This window comes from Methanosarcina sp. 1.H.A.2.2 (assembly GCF_000979975.1).
In the GTDB taxonomy this organism is placed as follows: domain Archaea; phylum Halobacteriota; class Methanosarcinia; order Methanosarcinales; family Methanosarcinaceae; genus Methanosarcina.
The window spans coordinates 41,002-53,520 of sequence record NZ_JJQL01000019.1 but is presented as its reverse complement, the minus strand read 5'-3'; the positions used below and the strand labels follow the sequence as shown (position 1 = coordinate 53,520).

8 protein-coding genes are annotated in these 12,519 nt (G+C 44.7%); 1 reads left to right on the top strand and 7 read right to left on the bottom strand.

What is annotated here, in order from left to right:
- Positions 1 to 338: 338 nt before the first annotated feature.
- The 5 genes from mtaA to EO93_RS03460 form a co-directional block, all read right to left on the bottom strand.
- The gene (gene mtaA, locus EO93_RS03490; protein ID WP_048161138.1) at positions 339 to 1,358 is read right to left on the bottom strand and encodes a methylcobamide:CoM methyltransferase MtaA; all 1,020 of its coding nucleotides are present in this window, start codon (positions 1,356 to 1,358) and stop codon (positions 339 to 341) included.
- A gap of 1,131 nt (positions 1,359 to 2,489) precedes the next feature.
- Positions 2,490 to 4,385 carry a uroporphyrinogen decarboxylase family protein gene (locus EO93_RS03480; protein WP_048161137.1) on the bottom strand — a complete coding sequence of 632 codons (1,896 nt, stop codon included), beginning with the start codon at positions 4,383 to 4,385 and terminating at the stop codon, positions 2,490 to 2,492.
- A 922-nt stretch (positions 4,386 to 5,307) separates the two neighbouring features.
- Positions 5,308 to 6,021 (bottom strand): winged helix-turn-helix domain-containing protein, encoded by a 714-nt coding sequence (locus EO93_RS03470; protein WP_235284092.1) that lies wholly within the window; start codon positions 6,019 to 6,021, stop codon positions 5,308 to 5,310.
- A gap of 64 nt (positions 6,022 to 6,085) precedes the next feature.
- Positions 6,086 to 6,304 carry a hypothetical protein gene (locus EO93_RS03465; protein ID WP_156161222.1) on the bottom strand — a complete coding sequence of 73 codons (219 nt, stop codon included), beginning with the start codon at positions 6,302 to 6,304 and terminating at the stop codon, positions 6,086 to 6,088.
- A gap of 458 nt (positions 6,305 to 6,762) precedes the next feature.
- Positions 6,763 to 8,697 (bottom strand): hydantoinase/oxoprolinase family protein, encoded by a 1,935-nt coding sequence (locus EO93_RS03460; protein ID WP_048161134.1) that lies wholly within the window; start codon positions 8,695 to 8,697, stop codon positions 6,763 to 6,765.
- A 179-nt stretch (positions 8,698 to 8,876) separates the two neighbouring features.
- Here EO93_RS03460 and EO93_RS17215 point away from each other — a divergent pair, with 179 nt between their 5' ends.
- Positions 8,877 to 9,032, top strand: a complete 156-nt coding sequence (locus EO93_RS17215) for a hypothetical protein (RefSeq protein WP_156161221.1) — start codon at positions 8,877 to 8,879, stop codon at positions 9,030 to 9,032.
- A gap of 59 nt (positions 9,033 to 9,091) precedes the next feature.
- Here the strand turns inward: EO93_RS17215 and EO93_RS03450 are convergent, their stop codons facing one another.
- On the bottom strand, positions 9,092 to 10,996 hold the full coding sequence (locus tag EO93_RS03450) for a uroporphyrinogen decarboxylase family protein (RefSeq protein WP_048161132.1): 1,905 nt from the start codon (positions 10,994 to 10,996) through the stop codon (positions 9,092 to 9,094).
- A 686-nt stretch (positions 10,997 to 11,682) separates the two neighbouring features.
- Entirely contained in the window at positions 11,683 to 12,483 is an 801-nt protein-coding gene (locus tag EO93_RS03435; RefSeq protein WP_048131810.1) for a winged helix-turn-helix domain-containing protein, read from the bottom strand.
- Between the last annotated feature and the right edge of the window lie 36 nt (positions 12,484 to 12,519).

Sequence of the window (12,519 nt, the reverse complement as noted above, 5' to 3'; positions counted from 1 at the left end):
GCCTATCCGCTGTATCAGGCTGTTATGGACTGGATATAATCCAGGGAGTGAAATGGGCTGCGCAGCGTTTTCACTATTATTTAATTTGTCTTTAACTAAGTTTTAGTCTTAAATGTATATAACATAATTCGGGGCTTGTCGTGAAGGGTCTTGATTTTAGCAGGGGTGCTGATTTTTGAGGGTGCATTGATTTTTCCGGGGGGTTGATTTCCGGAGGCCCTTCTTTTAAGGCATATACAACATATTTGTCAGTAAACTTCGTAAAAAAAGGATCGTAATAATAAAAACTTCTGATTTTTGCAATGTATTTCTTTTGCAATGTTATTTATTTTATAATGTTATCTATAATACTCGTTTCTCGCTTCAATAAGTGCTCTTATATTTTTTATAGGGGTCTTCGGGGCAATCCCGCATCCAGGGGCAAGAATATCAATTCCTCCTTCCAGGCATCTTCTTGCTTCTTCTTTTATTTCTTCGCAGGTTCCGTTTAGCATTACTCCTGAAGAGGAAAGGTTTCCTATCAGGCTTGTTTTTCCCCCAACAAGTTTTTTTGCAGCTCGCAGGTCGGTTACTTTTTCTTCTATACTGATCCCCTGAAAACCGCATCTTGAAAGAGTTTTAAGGATAGAGGTTGAGTTCCCGCAGACATGTATGAGTTTTATTCCTTTTCCTGACCTGCAGAACCTTTCATACTCCGGTTTTATAAGGGCATCCATATGTCTGGGGTCAAGCGTGTCAGGCCCTGCTATCCCATCAACTATGCAGACAGCATCTACTCCGGCTTCGTAAAGCATTTCTGTGTATATGGAACAGACTGCTCTTGTGACTTCAAGGCATTCTTTTAATATTTCGGGCTTTTTAAGTGTCCAGGTAAGGAAATTGTACGTACCAATCAATCTTGAAGCAAGGGATGCCGGACCTTCCATACCTGCTATAAGTGGAACTTCTTCTCCTACTTTTTTCCTCAGGATGGAAGTCACATCAAAAATCAGTGGTATTCTTCCTCTTTCCGTAAAGTCTGAGGGAAGCTCCAGTTTTTCCGGCTCCTTTGCAAAAGGGTGAGACCCCGGAGAAGGCTGGATATCGTATCTTCCCTGATTAATCCTGCATCCCATGGCTTCCGAGAGCACAGTGAGGCAGAAAGGGTAGCGCACAGCTTCAAGGCCTGCAAAAGTGTGGGCTGAAAGTGCCAGAGCTGCCATCTTCTCCGCATCAAAGTGAGCCTCAGGCCATGCAGCTCCACTCTCTTTCATGAGTTCTACGGTCCCGGTCTGGGTAACCGATAGAGCTGGCACTTTATCCACAGCTTTTCCTGTCAGGGTATTCAGAAAACGGTCTCTCAGGTCTGGATCTGCCATTTAAACCTGCCATCAAAAATCCTTTTGTTACTTAAGCCTCATAATTGGCTTCTTCTGGATATTTATTACAGGCTGGATCACTTTTATATTTTTCAGTTAAAATATCTGTGTACAAATTATATAAATCCATGCAGAAATGCTTTTTCTGAAGACAAATATGCGCCTTCAGCCCATTCTTTTGCTATGGCAACAAAGCTTGTAAAAATAAGATTCAGAGAGTCTCACAAAACAAAGCTTGTAGAAAAGAGATTTGTGGATTAAAAGAGATTCATGGATTAAAAGAGATTCATGGATTTATACAGGTGTTGAAGTGATAGAATGAAACCCTGCCAGGAAACAGAGCATGAGAAAAAAGATCCCTGGACTGTCGGGTAACGTTGACGTTCTATTATCAATAATCGGATTTCTGCCCCTTTTCCTGCTCGGAGGATTCCTGCAGTTTCCGGGGCATGCCGATCTTTTGGAGGTTTTTCAGGATTGGCAGCACTTTTTCAGCTCTTAAAATGGCAACAGAGCTTGAACAGTGCTTCTTTCCTTATTTTTTTTCGGCTCATTGCCCTCTCCTGCCTGGAGGTTTGAGGCTGAGAGCATTGAACCGTTTTTCCGTGGATTTAGACTTTACTTCTCCTAAGGCACGTTAAAATGGCAAATATGTGTTCTAGGGAAGTTTTTCTGGTCTACTCACTTTTTTGGAGATTGGATAACAATGCCTTTTGAGAGGGATGGGCATTGTCATCAGCGTGATATTTTACCTTGTAATTCAGGACTTCGTGTGGAGAGAGTGTGGAAATCCCATTGAATTCTATTTTCTTTGAATTCTATAGGTTTAACTGAATGTGTGACTATTTGATTTAAAATATGGGGTTTTGACTTAATGTGTGGATATTTTATTTGAATTATTTATCTGTGATCTAATGTATGGAGATTTGACTTAATGTATAAAGATTTCGCTGGATTTATTTTTCGGAATCTGCAGAATTAATTTCACTTATACAAGTGTCATTCTTAATAAGGCCCGGAAAGCTTCCGGAAATACATAAAGTTTCATAAAAAAGAGGACGGACAAAAATGCCCGTCCCCTCAAACAGCAATTTTTACATTGCCTTTTTTAACTGGGTGATATCAGTGGGTTTATCCCATGATCTTCTTGTAGAGTTCCGGACCGGTTTCTGCTACAGTGTAGGACTGGGCAGTTACTGTGTCACATGGACCTCTTGGTGGGACTTCACAACCGGTTGCAATCACGTACTTGGACTGCATTCCATTCTCCTTGAGAGTGTTCAGGACGCTCTTCTGGAGGTCAATTGTGTCGTTCCTGATCTTTGATATGTTCTCGGGGCTGTTGTCCATGAATGCGATAGGACTGACTTCCCCAGCGAACATGACATCTTTGCCGTAGTTCTCAATGAGGTACTTGTGGTCCTTGGAGCCCTTGCTTACCTGCTCGGGGTAGAAGGTGTAGCTGTAGTACTGGGTGTTCCACTTGCTCATAAGGTCCCAGTGAGGGACATCTGCACAGTTGTGGACAACCATGGGCTTGTTGTACTCCTTGTAGAGTGGGGCGAAGACGTTCTGCATGACCTTTCCTTCGGTCTTCATGTATTCGTCTGCTCCGAGGATGATGTTGTTAGTCCAGAGAGTTGCCAGACAGAGGTTGTCGGGCTGGGCTTCCTCGAACATCATCTTGGCCATTTCCTTACAGTACTCGGTGGTCTGGTCAAGGGCTTTGAGGACAACGTCGGGGTTGGTCCTGAGGTCAGAAAGGACACGGGTTGCTCCCATGATCTGGGTCAGGGCTACCATTGGGCCTTCGAAAAGAGCTGTGATAGGTGCATCAATTGCCTTTGCCTTCTCGGTTGCGAGTTTGTTACCCTGAATAAGGTTGTATGCACGGGTTCCTTCCTTGATTTCGGGGATTTCCATGGTTTCGTAGTCTTCAAGGTGACCGATTGCTGCAGGGGTGTCTTCTTCAGGGACTCTGATGGTTGCACCGAAGTCACTTGCGACAACACAGAGGTCGGTAAGGCCTACGAAGTTGTCAATGTTGAAGTACTTGGTACCTGCGACTGCACTGGCTGCATACATTTCTGCCTTGGTGGAGTAGTCTGCGTAGGTGCAGGGTACAAACTTCCTGGAGAGACCGCAGATGAGAGGTGCTACCGGGAGCCTGTCGACCTTCTTGTCCTGGAATGCGGAGACGAACCTTTCCTTCTTGGTCATGGTCTCATTGAACTTGGGTACAACGGAGTCGTACTCTGCGAGGATCTTCTCTGCGGTGATGAGCCCAACGTCGATTTCTTCCTTGGTGCCCTTCTGTGCGAGGATTTCCTTGTACTTCATCTTGCTTGCTGAAACTGAGGCTTCGCTCCATGTATCGGCAGGAAGTGCGCTGAGGAGGGAGGCAAGTTTTTCGACTGCTCCGCTTGCGTCACCGGCTGTGCCATCTGCTCCGATGGATTCTGCGTATTCCCTGGAAATGGGTGCGCCGCCGACCATGACTACGAGGGAGTCCCTGAGGCCTGCTTCCTGAAGCTGTTCGATAACAGTTTCCATGCCGCCCATGGTGGTGGTCATCAGGGTGCTCATGGAGATTGCAACTGCCTTATTTTCCTTTGCAGTTTCTGCGAATTTATCGAGTGGGACGTCGACACCGAGGTCAATTGCATTGTAGCCTGCAGCGGTGATCATTGTCTTGACGAGGTTCTTACCGATGTCGTGCACGTCACCTTCAACAGTACCAACGACGACGTTCCTTGGAACAGTGGTTGCGTCAGTCTTTATGTGAGGGGTCAGGATCTCCATACCTGCATACATTGCATCTGCTGCGAGCAGAAGGCTGGGGACGAAGGCTTCTCCCTTCTCGTACATGTCACTGACTACGTTCATGCCCTTTGCGAGACCATCAATGATCGCTTCATATGCGTCGACTCCTTCGTCAAGAGCTTTCTGTGCGAATTCTTCTGCAAGGTCGTCGTCTCCTTCGACGACAGCATCCATTAAAGCGCTTAAAATTTCTTCTTTTGCCATATTAAACCTCCATTTTTCAGGATTAGATATGCCAGATCCTGGCATCCTGTTTTTACTGCTTCGGGCAGGATATCCAAAGGATTCCTGTCCTTAATTTTTCCATAGAGCTACTGATACCTATCCAGTACCTGATGCCTATCCAGTAGCTATTTCTCCAACCTAACGATCTTTCGTCAGTATGCCTGAAAATAGCTGCTCTTCCATCTCCGGATGGTCATCTTTCTGCTATGGTTGTTTACATTCTGATAGTATTATTCAATATTATATAGCATAGCCGATGCTGTTTTTGTCTAATCTGCAAATATTTTGTCGTGCTCTTATTTTTTTGCCTTTCCTGTTTTGCGGGTATGTTTAAGTTTTCAGCTGCTCCCTTTTCAGGATGCCTTATTCTCTGGCAAAGGAGCCCTTTCAGGAAGGGCCGGAAAATTTGTAAAGGAGGGCTTTCAGGGAGAGCAGGGAAATTGTTCAATCAGGACATTTTGGAGAAAAAGAAAATTAGTAAATGAGAGCTTTTGGTGGAGGGGTGAAAAACGTTTTTCTCGCTGAATTGCCAGGTTCAAAAAAACAGATGCCTTCAAAAATAACTCTACCTCGAAATATTTGAGGGTATTGTTTTTGTGCATGACTCAATCTTTACTGAGCAGTGATATTAATTCTGTGATATTAATTCTGTGAAATTAATTCCATGATATTAATTCTGTGAAATTAATTCCATGATATTAATTCTGTGAAATTAATTCCATGATATTAATTACAGTGGAGGATGGAAAACTTCCGATTGCATTGAAGTTTCTGATGATTTTCAGGAAAAAAGAGGAAAAAGTCACATAAAAGCAAGTGAAAACTATCTATTTGGGATGGTTGGCGGAGGCACAAATAATCAGCTCCGGGGGGTTGCAGCTGAATGCACCGCCTTTTTTGTTTAATTTACTTTTTCCGAAAGTCCTATGTAGTAATCAGCAAGTTCGTTTCCCCATTCAATGGCACTGCTGTTGAAACTCATTATATTTCTGTGATCAAACTCTCCTTCCTTTCCGAAGAGTTTCAGCATCATAAATTCATTTGAAATTATGAAGGAAGAAGGCTTTATTTTTCCCCTGTAAATATAGAGTGAAACATTGTTTTCAAGCAGCAAGTTGTATGTGTCCTTAAAATCATTTTTCAGTCTTACGTATACCTTTTCATCCAGAATCAGGTCCACTTTTGCTCCGTTTTTTGCACAGGTTGCCTGAATTGAAGGGCATTCGGGGCAAAAGAATGAGTAAAAGCTCCTTAACTTCTCGGACCTGCCTAACATTTTTTTCAGGTCTTTTGGGAATTCAAAGAGGTGATCCAGGTCAGGCTCATCCAGTTTGCATTTTCCAAGCATATGTATTTTCTTCATCAGATGCTCAGGGATTGGCCTTCTGTCGTGCTTTGACCAGTAATTGTTGTTTCCTTCAAAAACCTGAAGGAGACCAGTTAAGGGCAGCATTTTTTCAACAATTATTTTTCCTATGTCTGAGAGTTCGTAGGTGTCCCTTTTCTGGATAATGACATCCATGTCTTTCAACTTTTTTAGCTGTGGCATTATAGAAAATACGTCTCCATGAAGTCCGTCTTTGATTTCATCGGCGCTTTTTGGTCCATTTGCCAATAGGATCAGAATTTCCTTCCTTTTTTCAGAAAAAAAAATTAAATCTATAAGTCCTGTCATAATATCAACTTCTAGCCTCGTACCCCGGGACACTATAAAAAGTAATTCCTCTCAGCATTATAGTCCTTTTTATACCGCAGCGATTAAGAATCGCCATTGACCGGGCAGTTCCTGAACCAGTCGAATTATATTTTAATCTCCGGATGTGGCAGATTTCAACTGCAACAACAATAGCAATCATCAGGGCAACGGTATTTTTCCTCAACTTTGGGACTAACTCCATATAACATAATTTGAGGTTTCACACGAAGGTCTTCGGTTTTACAGGGGGATTTTGATTTTATAGGGGCCTGTTTTTTCCAGGGGTATGTTTTTCAGATCACTTCTATTTCTCAGGGATCTATTCTTCTTATCCTATCTCAGGAGTTTTGCCTTCGATAATAAAGGAAGATTTAAAAGAAGATTACAAAGGAAGATCACTGAGCCGTCTTCCCTGAGGGGTTTTCTGGATATATACTTTTCTTTCCCGGAGGCACCTTAAAATGGCAAACCTGTACCCTCCAGGAAAAGTATTACATGTTCTTTTTTCCTGCCTAGCTTTCTATTTAGGGCTTGTTGGGGTTTTTAGCTCACTTGCCATGTCCTTTCCCAGTTTGCTGCAATCCCTGCCGTTTATTTCCCGGGACACTACTCCTATCTTCTGCATTCCAGCGCCAAAACTCGCTCTTCCAAAATACGTTCTTATGCCAGTTTTGCGGTTGTTCCTACACCGAGTCCAACCAGGCGGGTTTCCAGTGGGGATTTTCCAATGCTTCCCACATCATTCTTTTTCAGGTCGAATTCCACGTTGCCCATATCGAGGCCGTAACTGTCCATATATTCCGAGACCAGCCTGTGGCTGAGCTTAAGCCCGTAATCCAGGGCTTCTCCGTAGTCCTCAAAAACTTCTTTTCCAAGCTCAGAGAAAACCGAATATGCTGCATTTCCTGCGGCAGTCGGGCGGATAAGGACCTCTGTCCTGTGGATTACTTTTCCTACAAGAGCGCCAACGGCATTTCCTACCTCATGGAATGCAGGAATCCGGATCTCCGCATCCACTGCTTCATTCAGCTCTTTAAGGTAGGCTCTCACCGGAGCTCCTACAAGTACCACCGGGACCTTTATATGGAATTTCAGGAAAGCCTCCTTTCCTATCATCTTTTCAACGTCTTCTTTCTTCAGATCGTCTGCAAAGAAGGAGACCAGTTCAAGGGTGAGTTTTCTTACGACTTCAGCTTTAACCTGGGCTGAAAACTCTTCCGCTCCTTTTTTGAGATTCTTTCCCAGGACTTTAGCGCCTATGAAGGAAGCTCTCCCGTCCCATCTTAAATATTCCCCGAGCACATGCAGGGCATCGGTTGGGGTAAACCCTATCTGGCTTACGTGCCTTTTTCGGATCAGGTTCTTCAAAGTTCCTGCGAACATAAGCGGATGTTTTCCAATCTTTTCTGAGATCTCGAATACCGAAAGAGGCTCTGTTCCCAGGTGTTCGATTATTGCAATCTCATCTTCTTCAAGCTCCCCGCTAAGAAGCTCAGGGGAATTCACCCCGTTCCTTATGAAAAATGAGGTTGGCTGTATAATCTCATCCATAATGCTTTCTTTTGGAGTGTCGGTTTTTTCGAGTTTCTCCAGAATCTCCGGAAACTCTGAAGCGGCCAGGCAGAGAGGGATCACCCTTGTGGGCCCCAGGTAGGTTTTTCTCTTAATCCAGACCAGGCTGTCTCCTCCAAGGGCTGAGGTATCCATCCTGATCGCTTTTACCATTGTTTTCCAGCCCCCGACTTTTGCTCCCGTATCGCTGATCTCGGGGATGCCTCCGGAAATCATGGCAATATCGGTACTGGTGCCTCCCACATCCACTGTCACGCAGGTGTCCAGGCCTGTCAGGTGGGCGGCCCCTACAAGGCTTGCAGCGGGTCCGGAAAAGATTGATTCGACAGGCTTTTGCAGGGCTTCTTCGATGCGGACCAGGGACCCGTCGCATTTCATCATCATCAGGGTTGCCTTTATCTCCTTTTCTTCCATTACAGCCTGGACGGATTTGATAAACTGCTTGCTTACCGGGATCAGTTCGGCGTTCAGGAGAGCTGTCACAGCCCTTTCGTAAGCCCCAAGGCTCATGGAAAGCTCGTGCCCGCAAACAACAGGCATTTCAGTTATTTCCTGAATTAATTCCTTGACCCTGAGTTCATGTTCCGGGTTCCTGACTCCAAAATAACCGGAAACTGCAAAAGCAGCTACTTTGTTCTTTATCTGCCTTACAAATTCTTTTACGGTTTCCAGGTCTTCAAGAGGAGCAATTTCGTTTCCATCGGAATCGTGGCCTCCTCCTATTGATATTACATAATTGCTGGCAAGTTTTTTCGGGATAGTGTGCCCTATAAGGATCAGCCCTGCAGGGTAGCCTTTACCCTCAAGAGTGGTATTGGTAGCAAGAGTTGTAGAAACAGAAACGAATTTTATCCTTTTCAGGTCATCCGGGTTCAGCCCTTCAATTGAATTCTTTATTCCCCTTATAAGGTCAGGATAAGTTGTAAGCGCTTTATTCGACTCGATAACGGTTCCGTTTGACATATCCATAATAGCGGCATCGGTATATGTTCCACCAGTATCAATGCCCAGTCCCAGATACATTACATTCCTCCTCTGCAACTTCTATGGCTGGTCTTCTCTCATCTACTTCAGTCCCTGTCTCTAACATTTCTAGCCAACCTTACCTCTGCTTTCTCACAACCCTGAGAGCCAGAAATAATTTCAAAGGCAAAAACCTTTTTCAAAAAAGATCTTACAGTTTTTACTTTGCGGCTTTTATAATGGAAAAGGATGGAGAAGACCCAATCGTCTTAACTCCGCCCTTCTGGAGGCTAGAATATGGTTTTTACTTGCTTGTGGATGTTTTTCTGTTTTTTCTGGATTTTACAGGTTTTATGGAGATTTCTCTTATTTTAGGCTCTGAATTCTATTATTAAACATTCTGTCCAGATTTTTATCGAAATGGGGGAGGTGATATCACCCCATTACGGAGAGTTTACCCCATTATCTGTTTCTGAAGTTCCGGACCAAGTTCCTTTACGGTGTTCACCATTGCCTGGACAGTGGACAGTGGTCCTCCTGGTGGGATTTCACAGCCAGTGGATAGAATATACTTGGACTGGTACCCGTTCTCCTTGAGTACAGGCATTACGTTTTGGAGCAGGTTCCTGGTGTCGTCCTTGACTTTCTGCACGCCGGCTGCAGAGCCGTCCATGAACTCAACAGGGTTTACTTCTCCCATCATACAGCAGATGTCTCCATACTTGGGGATGAGGTCTGCATAGTTCTGGGATCCCTTTTCCTTTGATTTCTCGTAGTAGGCGTAGCTGTACAGGGAGGTTCCGAACTTCTTTATCTGGGTCTCGAAGTGCACGGCATCAGCACAGTTGTGGATTACGTATGGCTGGTTGTACTGCTTGAAAATCGGGATGTGCTGGTCGAAGACGAACTTGCCGTCGAACTTCCAGTAGTCCTGTTCGCTCATGATGACGTTGTTTGACCAGAGGTTGTCGATACAGAGAGAGTCACAGGCTCCTTCACTGAAGAAGAGCTCTGAGAGCTGGCAGATGTAGTCGGTACATTTCTGGACTGCTTCAAGGACAACATCAGGCTGGGTCTTCATGTCCATAAGGACGCGGTCTGCACCCATCAGCTGGGTAAGGGTAAGGAGTGGGCCCTCATGGAAACCGACGAAGGGGGTGTTGAGTTCCTTGTTGAGTTTTTCTTTTGCCATCTTTGAGGCCATGACCAGTTCGTAGCCGCGGGTGCCTTCCTTAAGTTCGGGGACCTCAATCTTCTCATAGTCTTTAATGTGCCCTTCGGAGGACGGAGTGTCGTCTTCGGGGTATTTGATCTTACATCCGAAGTCAGCGGATGTAGCTGAAAGGTCGGCAAGGCCCACGAACATGTCCAGGTCCAGGTACTTTGAACCAAGGAATGCGCTCTGGGTGAAAGCTTCTGCGTTTGTGGCATAGTCCCTGTAGTTGACTCCGGCAAACTTCCTGAGCACACCACAGGCAAGCGGGTAGACAGGCAGGCGGTCGACCTTCTTGTCGGACATGGCGGATACGGTCCTGTCGATGTGGGTCATTTCCTCCTTGCTCTTTACACCGATGCTTTCGAATTCTTCCTTGATCTTGTTTGCAGTTTCAAGCCCGATGTCGACCTTTTCGGAGACTACCTTCTTTGCGAGGATTTCCCTGTATTTGATCTTTCCAAGGTTGACCTTCACTTCGCTCCACCTTGCGTCTTTGGGCTCAAGTTCTTTTACGGCTTCGGATGCCCAGGCGCTTGCGTGCATTGCATCAGGGTGGGTTGAGTCAGCCCCGATTCCCGTGGCATACTCTTCGGAAACAGGGGCACCTCCTACCATTACAACCATGGAGTCGCGTATGCCTTCTTCCTGGAGGATTTCAATGACCTTTTCCATATTGGTCATGGTTGTGGTCATCAGGGCACTCATTGAGATCAGGTCGACTTTGTTCTCTTTTGCGGTTTCGATAAACTTCTCGATCGGGACATCTGCTCCCAGGTCGATCATTTTGAACCCACCGGCACTGAGCATCGTCTTCACAAGGTTCTTTCCGATGTCGTGCACGTCTCCCTCAATGGTTCCTATAACACCCACTGCCTGTAGGCCTGATTCTGCTGCCTTCATGTAGGGGGTAAGGATGTCCATACCTGCATACATTGCGCCAGAGGCAAGGAGCAGGTTGGGTACGAAGGCTTCTCCCTTTTCATACTGGTCGCTGACAATTGCCATTCCTCTTGCCAGCCCATTGACGATCGCGTTGTAGGGATCAACGCCGTCATCCAGTGATTTCTGTGCAAGTTCTTCTGCAAGGTCGTCGTCTCCGTCGACGACAGCTTCCGCTAATTGGTTTAAGATATCTGCTGCCATAAAAAAACTTCCTCCATTTTTACATTTATTCCCTGGTTAACAGTAAGTAGCTCAATTAAGGCTCATTGCTCAGTAAGCCTCTGTATGACTGTTAACTTCCAATGATACATTTACTGCAAAACATATAACATAAACGCAGAGATTTGATTAACGCAGTTAACATCTCTCTTGATGCTTAATTCTGCTAATTCTCCTGATATTATAAATCCCTCTGATCCAGTACTATTTCCTGATATTGTTAACCTTCATGATCTCGTGTGGCACTCTCATTTGATCAGGGGCTTTCATCTGATCAAAGCCTTTGATTACATAATGGAAGATCATCTGGGAAAGGGGATCTTAGCGGTCAGGATATAATGGAAAAACAATGTGACGGGGAAACAATGAACCCCCTCAAAATATGAGCTGCCAGACGAAATCTATATTTTTTCCTTTTTCAGGTAAACCCTGAATGGATCTTTTTCTCGGCAGAAAGATCATCTTGGAGGAAAGCCAGGATTTGTTAATGGATTGAGTATATTTAGTGAGTTGATTAAGTAGAATTTGCAGATGTTTAAGTGGGTGCAGATGGTTAAGTGGATCGAAAAATAAGAGGCTGGAGGTCATCGGTTTCGATCCATATGCATCACGTTCTTGATAACTGTATCTCTTCATGTGCTGTAGAGTTTAATTTCCTGATGAAGCTTTCAGGCTTTCTCAAATTCGATTTCTTTTATCTCCTTTGAATTTTTCATGTAATGCAAAAAGAGGTCTTCTCCCCATTTCAGGGCTGTTTTTTCCATACTCATCATTGCATGGTTGTGGTATATCCCGTTTCTATAGAAGAGGGAAAGAGCCAGAAAATGGTCTGTTACCACACTTGAGGCTACTTTTACAGGGCAGTCGCAGACGAAGATTTTTGCATTGTCTCTGTCCAGATATTCCCTGAGGGATGTGCTGTATTCCCTTCTCAGCCTTTCGAATACCGGCTTTGTGATTATCAGAGATACGTCAGTTCCTTTTTTCACCAGTTCCACATAGGTTGACTGGTAAGCAGGATTAAAATAAGAGGAAACTTCCATAACATGGGTTGACCTGGTCAGTTTTTCTTCGATTTTCTGGGGGATTTCATACATCCTGTCAAGGTCGGGTTCGATGAATTCGCAGTGCCCTAGGTCATCTATTCGGTCCAGAAGGGGGACAGGGATTGCGCTTATATTGTGGTTCTCCCAGTAATCCATATGCTCTGAAAACACGCCAAGGGTGTTCAGAAGAGGCCTCATTTTCTTAACCACCACCTTCCCGATATCAGAAAGTTTGTAAAGATCGTCCTCATGAATGATAAGCCCCTGGCTGATGAGGATCTTGATCTGGGTCATGATCGCACTTGAAGTCACATTGAGTATGTTTTTTATATCTTCAATGTTTCGGGGTTCCTCCATCAGCAGCAAAAGAAGGTCTTTCCTTTTGTCCGAAAGGAAAAGAGTGCCCAGTAGTTCCAGTTTCATCGTAAATCTCCAGCCACTTTATTTGAACATTTTTCA